14 protein-coding genes are annotated in these 15602 nt (G+C 71.4%); 4 read left to right on the top strand and 10 right to left on the bottom strand.

Annotation, left to right across the window (positions count from 1 at the left end; all coding sequences use genetic code 11):
* From NTM_RS14175 to log, 5 genes are all read right to left on the bottom strand, one after another.
* The gene (locus NTM_RS14175; RefSeq protein ID WP_163766655.1) at positions 1 to 378 is read right to left on the bottom strand and encodes a DivIVA domain-containing protein; all 378 of its coding nucleotides are present in this window, start codon (positions 376 to 378) and stop codon (positions 1 to 3) included.
* Between the two features lie 52 nt (positions 379 to 430).
* Positions 431 to 1390, bottom strand: a complete 960-nt coding sequence (locus NTM_RS14170) for a glucosyl-3-phosphoglycerate synthase (protein WP_083146388.1) — start codon at positions 1388 to 1390, stop codon at positions 431 to 433.
* Positions 1387 to 2262 (bottom strand): dihydropteroate synthase, encoded by an 876-nt coding sequence (gene folP, locus NTM_RS14165; RefSeq protein WP_104865096.1) that lies wholly within the window; start codon positions 2260 to 2262, stop codon positions 1387 to 1389. The genes NTM_RS14170 and folP overlap by 4 nt, the downstream gene beginning before the upstream one ends.
* A 77-nt stretch (positions 2263 to 2339) precedes the next feature.
* On the bottom strand, positions 2340 to 4145 hold the full coding sequence (gene fadD6 / locus NTM_RS14160; RefSeq protein WP_104865097.1) for a long-chain-acyl-CoA synthetase FadD6: 1806 nt from the start codon (positions 4143 to 4145) through the stop codon (positions 2340 to 2342).
* Positions 4146 to 4182: 37 nt separating this feature from the next.
* Positions 4183 to 4746 (bottom strand): cytokinin riboside 5'-monophosphate phosphoribohydrolase, encoded by a 564-nt coding sequence (gene log / locus NTM_RS14155; RefSeq protein ID WP_083146385.1) that lies wholly within the window; start codon positions 4744 to 4746, stop codon positions 4183 to 4185.
* A gap of 31 nt (positions 4747 to 4777) precedes the next feature.
* Here log and NTM_RS14150 point away from each other — a divergent pair, with 31 nt between their 5' ends.
* Together NTM_RS14150 and NTM_RS14145 are read left to right on the top strand one after the other, a co-directional pair.
* A complete protein-coding gene (locus NTM_RS14150; RefSeq protein WP_435405095.1) occupies positions 4778 to 6760 on the top strand; it encodes an AAA family ATPase in 1983 nt (660 codons plus the stop codon).
* Between the two features lie 82 nt (positions 6761 to 6842).
* Positions 6843 to 7580, top strand: coding sequence for an ESX-1 secretion-associated protein (locus NTM_RS14145; protein WP_163766654.1), 738 nt, complete (start codon positions 6843 to 6845; stop codon positions 7578 to 7580).
* On the opposite strand, the gene NTM_RS14140 is transcribed toward NTM_RS14145, so the two are convergent.
* Together NTM_RS14140 and dapE are read right to left on the bottom strand one after the other, a co-directional pair.
* Entirely contained in the window at positions 7577 to 9196 is a 1620-nt protein-coding gene (locus NTM_RS14140) for an ABC-F family ATP-binding cassette domain-containing protein (RefSeq protein WP_163766653.1), read from the bottom strand. The genes NTM_RS14145 and NTM_RS14140 overlap by 4 nt on opposite strands.
* Positions 9197 to 9274: 78 nt before the next feature.
* Positions 9275 to 10339, bottom strand: coding sequence for a succinyl-diaminopimelate desuccinylase (gene dapE / locus NTM_RS14135; protein WP_104865100.1), 1065 nt, complete (start codon positions 10337 to 10339; stop codon positions 9275 to 9277).
* Positions 10340 to 10385: 46 nt separating this feature from the next.
* On the opposite strand from dapE, the gene dapD reads away from it, so the two are divergent.
* On the top strand, positions 10386 to 11330 hold the full coding sequence (gene dapD, locus NTM_RS14130; RefSeq protein WP_104865101.1) for a 2,3,4,5-tetrahydropyridine-2,6-dicarboxylate N-succinyltransferase: 945 nt from the start codon (positions 10386 to 10388) through the stop codon (positions 11328 to 11330).
* 339 nt (positions 11331 to 11669) lie between these two features.
* Positions 11670 to 13121: a hypothetical protein gene (locus tag NTM_RS29010; RefSeq protein ID WP_163764962.1), complete on the top strand. Its 1452-nt coding sequence runs from the start codon at positions 11670 to 11672 to the stop codon at positions 13119 to 13121.
* Positions 13122 to 13176: 55 nt separating this feature from the next.
* On the opposite strand, the gene NTM_RS14120 is transcribed toward NTM_RS29010, so the two are convergent.
* The 3 genes from NTM_RS14120 to NTM_RS14110 all read right to left on the bottom strand — a co-directional run bounded on the left by NTM_RS14120 (position 13177) and on the right by NTM_RS14110 (position 15592).
* Positions 13177 to 13734 (bottom strand): M15 family metallopeptidase, encoded by a 558-nt coding sequence (locus tag NTM_RS14120; protein ID WP_163769486.1) that lies wholly within the window; start codon positions 13732 to 13734, stop codon positions 13177 to 13179.
* A gap of 101 nt (positions 13735 to 13835) precedes the next feature.
* Positions 13836 to 14183, bottom strand: a complete 348-nt coding sequence (locus NTM_RS14115; RefSeq protein ID WP_163766652.1) for a VOC family protein — start codon at positions 14181 to 14183, stop codon at positions 13836 to 13838.
* Complete coding sequence (locus NTM_RS14110) at positions 14174 to 15592, bottom strand: acyl-CoA synthetase (protein ID WP_163766651.1); 1419 nt, start codon at positions 15590 to 15592, stop codon at positions 14174 to 14176. Before NTM_RS14110 ends, NTM_RS14115 begins: the two co-directional genes overlap by 10 nt.
* Positions 15593 to 15602 lie beyond the last annotated feature (10 nt).

The following is a 15602-nucleotide window of genomic DNA, read 5'->3' as shown; positions in this document are numbered from 1 at the left end:
TCACGAGTCGTCCCGCACGTACTCCGGCGGTAGCGCGTGCGCCCCGGCCGACGCGTCGGCGTCCTCGTGTCCGGGCTCGGCGTCGAGGCCGTAGGACGAGCGCACCGCGGCGAGTTCACCGCGCAACATGTCCAACTCGCGGCCGAGCCGGTCGAGCACCCAGTCCACTTCACTGGCCTTGTAGCCACGCAGGGTCTGGGTGAACTTCACGGCCTCGACGTCGGCCCCGGTGACACCGGACGCGGGCAGCACGGTCGCGGTGGTCCCCTGCGGAAGCGGCGGCAGCACCTCGCCGCGGCCGAACAGCACACTGCCCACGGCGAACAACACGATGCCGACGAGCACCAGTACGACGAGGTAGAGCAGGACGAGAGTCACCCCTCGATAGTGCCCGACGGCACCGACGACCGCGGGGCGGCCACCCGTTGGGTCAGCGCGGCCGCAGCGTGTTCATCGGCGGACGGTCGCACAAGGACACCGTCGACGTGCGCGGGGTGTAGTCCTCACCGTCGGCGAAGAACTGGGTCAGCCCGACACCGGAGTCCGGGACGCCGCAGCGCGACAGCAGCGTGCCGATGACCTGCCTGCTCATCGAGGCCAGCTCGGTCAGCGGCCGGTTGCGGTGCGTGCGCACGCCGAGGTTGACCTGCGCGATGGCATCCAGACCCAGCCGGTCGTAGGTGTCGATGAGCAGACCGATCTCGACGCCGTAGCCCGGCGCGAACGGCACCGCGGTCAACAGTTCGCGGGTGCCGGCGTATTCGCCGCCCAGCGGCTGGTACAGGCACATCAACTCGGGGCGCAGCGAGGCCAGCAGCGGACGGGCCACCAGCTCGGTGACGCGGCCGCCGCCGTTCGCGTCCTCCTTGCCGCTGACCTTCAGCGGCCGCCGGTAGAAGCCCTTGACCAGGTGCACACCCTCGGTCGTCAGCAGCGGACCGAGCAGCTTGGGCACGAACATCGGGTCCGGATCGATCAGATCGGAGTCGACGAACGCGATCAGGTCGCCGGTGGTGGCCGCCAGCGACCGCCACAGCACCTCGCCCTTGCCGGGCTGCGGCGGCACCTCGGGCAGCGCGACCTCGCGGCTGACCACCCGGGCACCCGCGGCGACGGCCCGGATCTCGGTGTCGTCGGTGGATCCGGAGTCCAGCACGATCAACTCGTCGACCAGCCCGCCCAGCAACGGGGTGATGGTCTCGACGACGCTGGCGACGGTCTCCTCTTCGTTCAGGGCGGGAAGCACGACCGACACCGTGCGGCCACGCTTGGCGGCCACCAGTTCGGCGATCGACCAGTCCGGCCGGCTCCAGCTGCGGTCGGTCAGCCAGCGGTGTTCGGCGACCTCGTAGGTGGCCAGTTCATCGACGCGGTCAGACAACACAGTCATGCCAATCCCCTCACCGTGTGTTTCGGCGGACGGGCGCCTTGGATTGACGCAACCATCTCCAGTACCCGACGCGTGGGACCCACCTCGTGCACCCGGAAAACGGCGGCGCCTTCCGCGGCCGCCAGAGCGGTTGCGGCCAGGGTGCCCTCGAGGCGTTCGGTCAGTCCCACACCCAGAGTTTCCCCGACGAAATCCTTGTTACTCAGCGCCATCAGGACCGGCCATCCAGTGTTAACAAGCTCTTTTACATGACGCAACAAACTAAGACCGTGGTAAGTGTTCTTGCCGAAATCGTGGGTCGGATCGATCAGGATGCGGTCGCGGGCGACCCCGAGCGACACCGCCCGCTCGGCCGCGGCCGTCACCTCGGCGAGCACATCGTCGACGACGCCCCGCTCGCTCAGCCCGTAGTTGACCCGGAACGGCCGGGTGCGCGGCACCGCGCCACCGGTGTGCGAACACACCAGGCCTGCGCCGAACTCGGCGGCCACGGCCGCCAGGTCGGGGTCGGCGCCGCCCCACGTGTCGTTGATCAGGTCCGCCCCGGCCGCACACGCCTGTTTGGCCACCTCGGCGCGCCAGGTGTCCACGCTGATCAGCTGGTCGGGGAACGTCTCGCGCAGCCATTCGATGAACGGCACCACCCGCGCGATCTCCTCGTCGACCTCGACGGTGACCCCGGGCCCGGCCTTGACCCCGCCGACGTCGACGATGTCGGCGCCCTCGGCGACGACGCGGTGCGCGGCCTGCTTGGCCGCGTCGTCGGTGAACGTGGCCCCGCGGTCGTAGAACGAGTCGGGCGTGCGGTTCACGATCGCCATGATCAGCGCACGGTCCCCCGCGACCGGCCTACCCAGGAACGTCGACTGCACCTCCCCAGGCTACGGTTCACCGCGAATCCGGCGCGCTCGACGACGCTCGGTGTCGTTTTGCGCGCCCGATTCGCCCGTTACTTGGGCTTTTTGCCGTCCTTGACCTCGATCAGGTACTCCTCGTAGAACTCGACGTAGCCCTCTTCACGCCCCGACAGCACGTAGATCGGGTCTTCGACCTTGACGTCGTCCTCGTCGCCCTCGCCGCTGGAGCCGCCGTAGCCCTCCTTGCGCAGGTCCCCCTTCTGGCTCTTGAACGTCGAGGTGTGAGCCAGTTCTGAGACCACGCGCACGAACAGCGGCACCGCGTAACCGGGCAGTTTGTCGAAGGCGGCCTTGGCCAGCGATTTGCCGTCGAACTCCTTGCCCTCTTTGAGCTGGATGGCGACCATCCCGGCGCGGCCGCCGGTGTCGGGCACCTCGACGCCGAAGACGGTGGCCTCCTCGACCTGCGGGTCGGTCGACACCGCCGCCTCCACCTCGGTGGTGGCCACGTTCTCGCCCTTCCAGCGGAAGGTGTCGCCGAGCCGGTCGGTGAACGCCGCATGCCCGAGCCCCTGGGCCCGCATCAGGTCCCCGGTGTTGAACCACACGTCGCCCTCTTTGAAGGCGTCGCGCACCAGCTTCTTCTCCGATTCCTTCTTGTCGGTGTAGCCGTCGAACGGCTGGAAGTTGCTGACCTTCGACAGCAGCAGGCCGGGCTCACCCTTCTTGACCTTGCGCACCCGGCCGTCGTCGCCGCGCACCGGCTCGCCGGTGTGTTCGTCGTACTCGACGAACGCGATCGGGCTGGGGCAGATCCCGGTGGTCTTGTCGATGTTGAGGACGTTGACGAACGCGGTGTTGCCCTCGCTGGCGGCGTAGAACTCGCAGACCCGCTTGATGCCGAAGCGTTCGGTGAACGCGTCCCAGATCGCCGGGCGCAGGCCGTTGCCGCAGATGACCCTGACCCGGTGCTTGCGGTCGGTCGGCTTCTCGGGCTGGTTGAGCAGGTAGGTGCAGATCTCGCCGATGTAGACGAACGCGGTGGCGTCGTAGCGGATCACGTCGTCCCAGAACTTCGACGCCGAGAACGACTTGCCCAGCGCCAGCGTCGCCCCGGAGTTCAGCACCGACGACAGCGCCACCGTCAGCGCGTTGTTGTGGTAGAGCGGCAGGCAGCAGTACAGCGTGTCGTTGCTGTTGAGGCGCATGCCCAGACCGCCGAACCCGGCCAGTGCGCGCAGCCAGCGGTAGTGGGTCATCACGCTGGCCTTCGGCATGCCGGTGGTGCCGGAGGTGAAGATGTAGAACGCCTTGTCCTTGGCGAGCACCGCGGACGTGGTCGCCGGGTTGCTCGTCGGCGCCGTCTCGGCGAGCTGCTTGAACTCGTCGAGGGTGATCAGCCCGTCGGTGTCGGCGCCGGATTCGGTGATGGGTTCCACGAACTCGGTCTCGGCGACCACGACCGAGGCCGACAGCAGCCCGAGGCTGTGCTTGAGGACCTCGTCGCGCTGGTGGTAGTTGAGCATCCCCGAGATCGCCCCGCACTTGACCGCGGCGAGCATGAGCAGCACCGGTTCCGGGGAGTTGCGCATCATGATGCCGACGACGTCGCCGTGGCCGACCCCCTTGGCGGCCAGCACCGCGGCGTAGCGGTTGACGGTCTCGTTCGCCTCGGCGTAGGTGATCTCACGGTCCTCGAACTTCAGGAACACCTTGTTGCCGTACTGCGCGGCCCGGTCCTGGAAGACCTTCCCGATGGACGTCTTCGCGGTCGGGCGGGCACCGAAGCCGGTGACCACACCGCGCACGATCGTCGGCGTGTCCCTGACCAGTCCCGGTACCTGTTTGGCGATATCGAGCAGACCGACGCTGCTGCGGGTCCCCGACTTCTTGCTCACTGTGCCTCCGCTGTCTCCGCTGCTGCTGTTGTGTGCGTCACCCTAGCCGGGGTGCGCAAGCGGCCAGAGCGGCATCGACGTCGTCGACGACGACGAGAGATCGCATCGCGTCCTCGGCGACGTATCCGGTTCCGACCAACCCCCGCAGCCAGGCCAGGAGACCGTCGTAGTGCCCCGTGGTGTCGAGCATCACGATCGGTTTGGTGTGCATACCCAAATAGCCCGCTGTCCAGGCTTCGAAGAACTCTTCGAGGGTGCCGATCCCCCCGGGCAGCGCGAGAAAGGCGTCGGCGCGGTCCTCCATCACCTGTTTGCGTTCCCGCATCGTGTCGGTGACGACCAGTTCGTCGGCCTCGGTGTCGGCGACCTCCCGGTGCACGAGCGCCTTCGGGATCACTCCGACGGTGTACCCGCCGTGGCTGCGGGCCGCGCTCGCGACCTCGCCCATCGCCGAGACGTTGCCGCCGCCGGAGACGAGCGTCCACCCCCTGTCCGCGATCCCGGCGCCGACGGCGCGGGCCAGCTCCAGCAGCGCGGGATGGGTCGGACCCGAGGCGCAGTAGACACAGACGGCCCATTCACGGTCTGGATCTCGGGACACACCACCAACCTAGCCACATAGACTCCGGCTTGTGCCTTCGCCTCTGCCTCTCGGATGGGTGATCGCGCCCGCCGATCCGGCGCTCGACCAGCTCGAACTCGGTGTGCGGACCCGCGCGGGCGCGGTGCTGATCGGCCCGTCCGGGGTCGGGAAGACGACGTTGGCACGTACCGTCGCCGACCGGCTGGCCGCCGAGTTCCCGCGCGTGGACTGGGTGTTCGCGACGACGGCCCGCCAGCCTGTGCCGTTCGGCGCATTCGAACGGCTCGTCGAGGTCCCGGAGACAGGGTCGGCCACGGCGGTCTCACGTGCGGCCGCCGAGCAGCTCGGCGACGGGCGGTTGGTGATCGTCGACGACGCACACCTGCTGGACCCGCTGTCGAGTGCGCTGGTCCATCAGCTGGCGGTCGAGGGGACGGCGCGGCTGCTGCTCACCGCGACGACCGACGATGCGCCGGTACCCGCCGAGGTCAGCACACTGTGGCGCGACGGCCTGGTGGCCCGCGTCGACGTGCGGCCGCCGGGGCACGACGACACCCGGCTGCTCGCGCAGGCCGACGAGTTCGTCGCGACCCTGCCGGCCCCGGCACGCACCGTGCTGGAGTTCCTGACGGTGTCGGATCCGTTGCCGCGCAGCGACGCCGACACGCTGGCCGGGGCCGACGCGGTCGACGCGGCGCTGGAGTGCGGCGCCGTATCCGTCGTCGGCGGTGAACTTCGCCCCGCGCACCCGCTGCTGCTCGACGCGGTCCGCACCGCGCTCGGCGGCCCGGATCTCCGCCGGCTGCGCACCGCGGTGGTCGAGCGCACGTCCGGGCCCGGCCGGGGCGTGGTGTCACGGCTGCGGACGGCGTTCCTGGCGATCGGCAGCGACCGCGCCCTGACCGCTACCGAGCTGTGCGCGGCGGCGCGGGAGGCGCTGCGGCTCGGCGATCTCGATCTGGGCGAACGGCTCGGCCGGGCCGCGCTGACCCAGTCGCCGCAGCTCGACGCCCGGTTGACCGTCGGGTATGCACTGGCCTGGCAGGGCCGCGGCCGCGAGGCCGACGAGATCCTCGCCGAGATCGACCCGGCGGCACTGACCGAGGACGAGCTGCTGGCGTGGGCGCTGCCGACCGCGGCCAACCAGTTCTGGATGCTGTCCCAACCCGAACGCGCCACGGCGTTCCTGCGCACGACACGGGGCAAGGTGACATCGCCGTCGGCGCGGATCACACTCGACGCGCTGTCTGCGACGTTCACGATGAACGCCGGAAACCTCGGGCGCGCATCAGAACTCGCCGACGAAGTGCTGACGTCCCAACACGCCGACGACACCGCCGTCGGGTGGGCGGCCTCGGCGGCGGCGTTGAGTTCGGCGCGGATGGGCCGGTTCGCCGACGTCGACGCGCTCGCCGAGCGCGCACTGTCGGCCGGCCAGCCCGGCCTGCTGCGGTTCACCAGTGGCTTCGGCCAGACCACGGCGCTGATGATGACCGGCGACACCGACCGTGCCCTTGAGCTGGCGCGGCGGCTGACCGACCTCGCGCAGCGGCGTCAGCCGGGCCGGGCGATCGGCGAAGTGCTCACCGCCGATGTGCTGATCGCCTCCGGTGAGCACGCCGAGGCGGTACCGCTGCTTCGCAACGCTGCGGCGACGCTCGCACCGACCGGATACTCATGGGGACCGCTGGCCTGGATGCTGCTCGCCCAGGCGCTGGGCCGGCTCGGCCAGACGGTCGAGGCCGGAAAGGCGTTGTCGCGCGCGGAGTCCAAGCACGGCCTCAAGTCGATGCTGTTCGCCCCCGAGCTGGCGCTGGCCCGGGCCTGGACGATGTCGGCGCGAGGCGACGAGCACGGCGCGGTCGCGGCGGCGCGTGACGCCGTGAAGGCCGCCGAGCGCGGCGGCCAGCGGGCGGTCGCGCTGCGCGCGGCACGCGACGGGGTGCAGCTGGGCGATCCGCGGGCCGCCGAGACGCTGGCCCGGTTGTGCCGCGCCCTCGACTGCGCGTTCGCGCGGGCGGCGCTGAGGTAGCCACTCCTGGAGCGCCTTTTGGTGCGCTGGGGTCCTGTTCTCCGCTCATAGGATCGACACACCGACGATTCCGGAGGTGACGATGACCGAGCCCCTTTCGGTGGACCCGCACGGCCTGCGATCACTCGCCGACGTCCACGCCGGGGTGGCCACCGGGCTCGGCGCGCTGGGTGCGTCCGCGCCCGGTTCCGCTCCGCTGGCCGCGTCGCACGGACCGATCGCCGCCGCCGTCGACACCGCGCTGGCCGGCACGTTGGGCCGGCGGTCCCGTTCGGTGGCCGGCGCCCAAACCGCCGGCGAGACGATCGCCGAACTGCTGCACCAGGCCGCGCTGGCCTACGAACGCGGCGACGAGCGTGGCGGCGACGCGATCAGTGCGGCTGCCGACCGGATGACGTCGGCCCCGGAAGTTGCCGCCGCGACGGCCGCACCCGGCCCACCCGGCGCCGATGCGCTGGGACAGGCCGTCGGCCAGCTGGGCCAGCTCGGGGCGCTGGGCCAGCAGCTCGCCGCGCCGTTGGCGGCGTTGGCCCCCGCCCTGCTCACGCTGCCCGCGCAACTGGCGTCCGGACTCGCCCAGACGGGAGTACCAGAGGAAACCGGTTCCGGAACAACGGGTCTCGCCGACAAGGCGCCGTCGTCAGCCGAAGCGGTCGAGACGCCCGAAGCCGAGGACACCGGCGAGCCCGCTCGTGACGACACCGACGAAGCCGCGCGCGATGACACCGACGAGCGGGAGCCTGCGACGGCGCCACCGGGGCAGGCCGCACCGGTTACGCCCGTCGCACCGCGGCCCGCGCCGACTCGCCCGGCGCTTTAGGTGCGCTCGGTCAGCCGGCCGTCCTGCAGGCGCAGCACACGATCCACACCGACGGCGTCCAGGAACGCCGCGTCGTGGCTGACCACGATGAAGGCCCCGCGGTAGCCGCTCAACGCGTGCCGCAGATGCTCGGCACTGACGAGGTCGAGGTTGTTCGTCGGCTCGTCGAGCAGGAGCAGGTGCGGTGCGGGTTCGGCGAACAGCACACAGGCCAGCGTCGCGCGCAGCCGTTCCCCGCCGGACAGCGCGCACACGGGCAGGTCGACGGCGTCGCCACGGAACAGGAACTGCGCCAACAGATGCCGCCGCCGGGTCAGCGACAGACTCGGGGCGGACGCCGCGAGGTTGTCGGCGACGCTGCGCTCGTCGTCGAGCAGGTCCAGGCGCTGCGACAGGTAGGCCACCCGGCCACGGGCCGTCGCGACGGTGCCGGCATCGGGCGGCAACTCCCCGAGCAGCACCCGCAGCAGCGTTGTCTTGCCCGCGCCGTTCGGCCCCGTCAGCGCGATCCGTTCCGGCCCTCGCACCGACACGCTGACATCGGTGAGCACCTCTCGACCCCCGACGCACACCCGTATCCCGTTGGCGTCCAACACCGTGCGTCCGGCCGGGACGACGGTGTCGGGCAGGTCGAGGACCAGCGTGTCGTCGTCACGCACCGCCCGCTCCGCGTCGGCGAGGCGGCCCACTGCGTCGTCGAGGCGCCGGGCGTGCACGTCGTCGGTGCGGCCCGCGGTCTGCTGGGCACGGCGTTTCCTGGCGCCGGCGACGATCTTCGGCAACCCGGCGTCCCCGATGGTGCGTTTCGCCGCCGCCGATCGCCGTTCTTGCCGTTCACGGGCTTCCTGGCGTTGCCGTTTCTCGCGTTTGACGGCCTGCTCGGCGGAACGGAAGGCATCCTGGGCCGCACGCTGGGATTCCTGCACTGCTTCGGCGTAGGCGGTGAAATCACCTCCGTAGAGCCGCAATTCGCCGCGGTAGAGCTCGGCGATCCGGTCCATCCGGTCGAGCAGCATGCGGTCATGGCTGACGACGAGCAGACACCCACGGAAATCGTCGAGCGCATCGTAGAGCCGCTGCCGCGCATCCGCGTCGAGGTTGTTGGTGGGCTCGTCGAGCAGAAGCACATCCGGGCGGCGCAGCAGTTCGCGGGCCAGCCCGAGGGTGACCGCCTCTCCGCCGGACAGTGAGCGCAGCGAGCGGTCGAGCTCGATGTGGCCCAGGCCCAGCCGGTCGAGCTGGGCCCGGGTGCGTTCCTCGAGGTCCCAGTCGTCGCCGATGGTGGCGAACACCGCGTCGCCGGAATCGCCTGCTGCCAAAGCGGACAGCGCGTCGAGCACCGGCGCGACGCCGAGGACCTCGGCGACCCGGCGGTCGTCGAGCAGCGGAAGGGTCTGCGACAGGTAGCCGACCACGCCGTCGGTGCCGACGGTGCCCGAGGTGGGCCGCAGTTCACCGGCGATCAGGCGCAACAGAGTGCTCTTGCCCGCGCCGTTGGGGGCCACCAGGCCGGTGCGGCCGGCGCCGAGGGTGAACGACAGATCGCTGAACAGCGTGGTCGTCGCGGGACCGGCGTCGAAGGAGAAGGACAGATGCGTGCAGATGATCGACGGCATGCGGAAGCTCTCGGTGAGGGGCGGACAGAAACCGGAATCCTCTAGAGCGACAGCATGTATTTCAGGTTATCGGCGCGGTCAAGCGATTAAATAGCGCCGCAGCATCTCGGTCACCGCGGTGATCTGCGCGACCTCGACGTGTTCGTCGACGCGGTGCGCCATATTCGGGTCTCCCGGGCCGTAGTTCACCGCGGGGATGCCCAGCGCGGCGAAGCGGGACACGTCGGTCCAGCCGTACTTGGCCCGCACCTGCCCGCCGGCCGCCTGCACCAGCGCAGCGGCCGCGGGCTTGGCCAGACCGGGCAGAGCGCCTGCGGCGGAATCGGTGAGTTCGATGGTGACGTCGAGGCCGTCGAACACCTCGCGGACGTGCGCGTGGGCCTGCTCGACGCTGCGGTCCGGCGCGAAGCGGAAGTTGACGGTCACGCTCGCGGCGTCGGGAATCACGTTGCCGGCGATGCCGCCGTCGATACGCACCGCCGACAATCCCTCACGGTAGGTGCAGCCGTCGATCTCGACGCTGCGGGCCCGATATGCCTTCAGCCGGGCCAGCACCTCGCCGAGCTTGTGAATCGCGTTGTCGCCCAACCAGGACCGGGCCGAGTGCGCGCGGGTGCCCGCGGCGCGGACGACGACGCGCAGGGTGCCCTGACAGCCGGCCTCGATGAGGCCGCCGGACGGTTCGCCGAGGATCGCGACGTCGGCGGCGAGCCATTCGGGCAGCTCCCGCTCGATGCGGCCGAGCCCGTTGGCCGTGGCCTCGATCTCCTCGCAGTCGTACATGACGAGCGTGATGTCGTGTGCGGGATCGGCGACGGTCGCCGCCAGGTGCAGGAATACCGCGTCGCCGGATTTCATATCCGAGGTGCCGCAGCCGTACAGCAGCCCGTCGTGCATCCGGCTCGGCAGGTTGTCGGCGGCCGGAACGGTGTCGATATGCCCGGCGAGCAGCACCCGCGACGGCCGGCCGTAGTCGGTTCGGGCCAGCACCGCGTCCCCGCTGCGGATGATGTCGAAGCCGGTGGTCTGCTCGCGCAGCGCGCGTTCGATCTCGTCGGCGATGCGGGACTCGTGGCGCGACTCGCTGGGGATGTCGACCAGCGCCGCCGTCAGGGCGACCGGGTCGGCGTGTAAGTCCAGCACAACTACCCACGTTAGCCGGTCGGGGCGCGCGGTAGCCTGTTGCATCGTGACTGCAGCTTCTGGCGTCGGCGTCGCGACGATCGCGGCCGACGGATCCGTTCTCGATACCTGGTTCCCCTCCCCCGAACTGACGGCGGACGGGCCGTCGGGAACGGTGCGGTTGTCGGTCGCAGAGGCGCCCGCCGAACTGGCCGCGCTGGTGGGACGCGACGAGGACCGCGACGTCGAGGTCGTGCTGGTGCGGACCACCATCGCGTCGCTGCAGGACAAGGCCGTCGACGCGTACGACGTCTACCTGCGTCTGCACCTGCTGTCGCATCGGCTGGTGGCGCCGCACGGGCTCAACGCCGACGGGTTCTTCGGGCTGCTGACCAACGTGGTGTGGACCAGCCACGGACCGTGCGCGATCGAGGGCTTCGAGAGAGTGCGTGCGCGGCTGCGCCGCCGGGGTCCGGTCACGGTGCACGGGGTCGACAAGTTCCCGCGGATGGTCGACTACGTGCTGCCGTCCGGGGTGCGGATCGCCGATGCTGACCGGGTGCGCCTCGGCGCACACCTGGCAGCGGGCACCACCGTCATGCACGAGGGGTTCGTGAACTTCAACGCGGGCACGCTGGGCAGCTCGATGGTCGAGGGCCGCATCTCGGCGGGCGTCGTCGTCGACGACGGCTCCGACGTCGGCGGCGGCGCGTCCATCATGGGCACGCTGTCGGGCGGCGGCACGCAGGTCATCTCGGTCGGTAAGCGGTGCCTGCTCGGCGCGAACGCGGGCCTGGGCATCTCGCTCGGTGACGACTGCGTGGTCGAGGCCGGGCTGTACGTGACAGCCGGGACCAAGGTGACCACCTCTGACGGGCAGACCGTCAAGGCCCGCGAGCTCTCCGGTGCCGCCAATCTGCTGTTCCGCCGCAACTCCGTGACCGGCGCCGTCGAGGTCGTCAAGCGCGACGGCACGGGAATCACCCTCAACGAGGCCCTGCACGCAAACTGACGTGGCTTAGCCACCCTCCTCGCCACCCTCTTCGCCGCGCGAGCGCGCGGGTCTGCGCGCCGGCGCGCCACGATACGTGGCGCGCGGCGCGCTCTCGGCGCCGTCGAGCGCCACCTCACCGCCCGACCGGCCGGACGCGAAATTTGCTGGTAGCGCCCCTTTCGGTCAAGCGCGCGCGTGTTCGAGGTGACACCCTGCGTGCCCCGCAGAAGTCTTTGACGTTGCCAGCATTTTGGTTTTCTACGCATCCGCAAATTATGCTCTGGCGCGACGATCTTGAAGCCAGGTAGTCGACCAGCGCCTCCCAGCCTCACCGGCTTTCGAGAAGGGATCTCCAGCGTGTCCATCGCCGTCGAGGTATCAGCGAAATCACCGCTCTTCGCCAGTCTGGTCGTTGCGGCCGGGCTGGCCGGAACAGCGATCGGTGCGTCACTGGTGCTCGCACCCGACGCGGCCGCGACGCCGCGATCGTCGCTGCCGGCCGCCCCCTACGCCGACTGTCTGCCGCTCACCGAGTCGTGCGCGACCACCGCGTCCCACAACGCCGACCGGTCTGCGGCCCCGGCGTCCGCCCAGGCCGCGGCCGGATACCCACCGTTCCGCCCGCTGTTCGGCAACGGCGCCGATGCCCCGGCCGACTGCGTCGGGAACGCCTGCAACGGACGAGACGGCGGCATCATCTGGGGTAACGGCGGCAACGGCGCCAACGGCGGCCGCGGCGGCAGTGCCGGCCTCTTCGGCAACGGCGGGCGCGGCGGCGACGGTACCGCGCCCGGTCAGAACGGCGGGGCGGGCGGCAACGGCGGGACCCTGTGGGGCAATGGCGGCGCGGGCGGTAACGGGGCGCCCGGCGTCGCCGGTTCGGCGGGGGTCAACCCGGTCCCCGGCGGCGTGACCGCCCAGGCCGGCGCCGGCGCGGGCCCCTATCTCGGTTACGGCGACATCGTCGCCGGTGACGGAGGGGACGGCGGCGACGGCGGTCGTTATCCGATCGGCGCGCTGTGCTGCGTCGACGTGCCGAACGGCGGCGCGGGCGGCAACGGCGGCTGGGCGAACAGCTTCGACGGAAGCGCCACCGGCGGAGCCGGCGGCAACGGCGGTGACGGCGCCCTGGGTGGCTACGGCGGTGCCGGCGGGCTCGGCGGCGTCGCGTTCGCCGCCAACGGGGTGGCGACGGGCGGAAACGGCGGCAACGGCGGGGCCGGCAGCAGCGGGGCGTCCGGAGGCCAGGGCGGCGCGGGCGGATCCGCCTGGGGCGGTTCCGCCATCGGCGGCGACGGCGGCACCGGCGGCACCGGCGGGGCGGGCGCCGACGGCGGGAACGGCAGCAAGGGTGGGGCAGGCGGCGCGGGTGGTCGCGGCGGCCTGTTCGGAGGCAAGGGCGGCAAGGGCGGCGACGGCGGTACCGGCGGCGCCGGTGGTGACGGCGCGAACGGCGGTACGGGAGGCGACGGCGGAGCGGGCGGCACCGTCCACTCACCTGGCGTCGTCGGGGCAGGCGGTGCCGGCGGTGCCGGCGGCGTCGGTGGCCGCGGCGGTGACGGGGGCGCCGGCGGCGACCCGGGGCGCGCCGGCGCGAAGGGCCTGTTCGGCAGGTCCGGCGCCAGCGGGAAGACCGGCGATGACGGGACCGGCGGCCGCGGCGGCGCCGGTGGCAACGGCGGCACCGGCGGCACCAGCGGCGCGGGCACCTCGGGCGGCGCAGGCAAGTCGGGTCAGTCCGGGAAGTCGGCTACCGGCCGCACCGGCGGAGGGGGCGGGGCCGGCGGCGACGGCGGCGCGGGCGGCTGACGGCGACGGCGGCGCGGGCGGCTGACGGCGGCGCATCGGCTGACGCCACCGGCGGTCAGCCCGCGGCGTTCGGCCTCAGCGGCGGGCAGTTGCCCTGGGCGTCGGCGGCGCGCTCGAAGTGCCAGATCTCGTTGGCGTAGATCTGGCACAGCCCGAACCGGTTGCCGTTGGCGATGAGCCACCGGTCGGCTTCGGGCGGGCCGATGTCGACTGCCTGCCCGGTCACATGCTTGGAGACCTCCGGCGTCGCGACGAACTGCGCGGCGACCTCGACGCTGCCGTAGGTCGCGATCGCGTCGTCGAACAGTCGCTGCTGGAAGCCTTGCGAACGCCAGCCGGAGGCCACCGACATCTCGACACCTTCGGCTTCAGCGGCCCGGGCGGCTTCCTGGACCGCACTCAGCAGCGACGGATCCAGCTGCGACAGAATCGGATTGGCTGCGTCGAACGGAGACAGCAGGACGCCGTCAGGTAGCCAGCCGCCGGTGGTGTCCACCGCCGCGGTGCCGATGGTCAGGGTGTCACCGGCGGCGACGGGCGGGGTCGGCGCGGGCGGGACGACGATGCTGGTCTGCACGAGCATGACCTCGGGCGCACGGCCGCAGGCCGGCATCAGGATGGTGGCGAGCGCACCGCCGAGGGCGACGAGCGTGCGCGTGACGCCAGGAGAGGCGGCGCGGCGGCGGGCAGACACGCGCGCTCGCGGTGCCGACGTCACCCGGGCGCTGCCAGGATGCAGAATTCGTTGCCTTCGGGGTCGGCGAGTACGACCCAGGTCTGGTCGCCCTGGCCGATGTATACCCGCCGCGCCCCGAGACCGATCACGCGCTCGACCTCGGCCTGCTGATCGTCCGGGGTCAGGTCCATGTGGATGCGGTTCTTGACCGTCTTCCCCTCGGGCACCGGCAGGAACAGCCAGTCCGGTGCGCCGGCGGGGGCGCGCAGCACGACGTCCCCGTCACCGGCGTCCTCGGCGGGCCAGCCGAGCACCTGCGCCCACCACGCCGCGAGCTTCTGCACGTCATTGGCGTCGATGCACAGGTCGCTGAATCTCAAAGCCATTGCGCCAGTTCCTTCTTCAGCACCTTACCCATCGCGTTGCGGGGCAGGCTGTCGACGAGGCGAACCTCGCGGGGCCGCTTGTGGGCCGAAAGCTGCTGGCCGACATACGCGATCAGCTCGTCCGGGTTCGCGTCGCCGACCACGAACGCGACGATGCGCTGGCCGAGGTCCTCGTCGGGCGCCCCGATCACCGCGGCCTCCCGGACGCCGTCGTGGCCCAGCAGCACCGTCTCGATCTCGCCTGCCCCGATGCGGAACCCGCCGCTCTTGATCAGGTCGACCGATGCGCGCCCGACGATGCGGTGCATCCCGTCGGCGTCGATCGCGGCGACGTCACCGGTGTGGTACCAGCCGTCGTCGCCGAGCACTTCCGCGGTCGCATCCGGCCGGTTGAGGTAACCGTCGAACAGCGTCGGGCTCTGCACGTGCAACTGCCCGATCGACTCACCGTCATGCGGCACCGGCGCACCGTCGTCGGCCACCAGCCGCGTCTGCACCCCGGGAAGCGCGACGCCGACCCAGCCGGGTCTGCGCTCGCCGGTGACCAGCGTGCTCAGCGTGATCAACGTTTCGGTACTGCCGTACCGTTCGATCGCCTGATGTCCGCTCAGCGCCGACAACCCGTCGAACACCGGCACCGGCAGTGCCGCGCTGCCCGACACCAGCAGCCGGGCCGGTGCCAGCGCGCGGGCGGCGTCGCCGTCCTCGACGATGCGCGACCAGACCGTCGGAACCCCGAACAGCAGGGTGCCGCCGAGGTCGGTGACCGCGTGCGCGTACGCCTGCGGTGTCGGTTTTCCGGTGTGCACGAACCGGTTCCCGATCCGCAGAGATCCGAGCAGACCCAGGACGAGGCCGTGCACGTGATACATCGGCAGCCCATGCACCAGCGTGTCCTCGGGGGTCCACTGCCAGGCTTGCGCCAGCATGTCGAGGTCGGCGGCCACCGCGCGGCGGCTGACCACCACGCCCTTGGGCAGACCGGTGGTCCCCGAGGTGTAGATGATCATCGCCGGGGCGTCCGGCGCCGGTTCGGCGTAGCGGTGCCACGACCGCGCGTGCATCCGCACCGGGATGTGTGCCAGCCCGTCGGTGTCCTCCGGCAGTTCGCCGAGCCAGGCCTGGGCGCGCGAATCGGTGAGCATATGCCGCCGCTCGGCCGCGCCGACGTCGGCGGGCACCGGCACGAACGGCACACCGGCGATCAGGCAGCCGGTGACGGCCAGCACCGTCGTCGCGGTCGGACGAGCGAGGATCGCGACCCGGGACGCCCCGGCGACCCGCTCGGCGACCGAGGTCGCCGCCCCGACGAGGTCACTCCGACTCAACGACACCCCGTCGATGCGCACCGCATCACCGAGGTCGGCCCCGGCGGCCACGGCCGCAGGGTTCAAAGACGCCAACAGCACAGGATGTGAG

Source organism: Mycolicibacterium parafortuitum (assembly GCF_010725485.1).
In the GTDB taxonomy this organism is placed as follows: Bacteria; Actinomycetota; Actinomycetes; order Mycobacteriales; family Mycobacteriaceae; genus Mycobacterium.
Note: the sequence above shows the minus strand (reverse complement) of the source record. Positions and strands in the feature narration are given on the sequence as shown.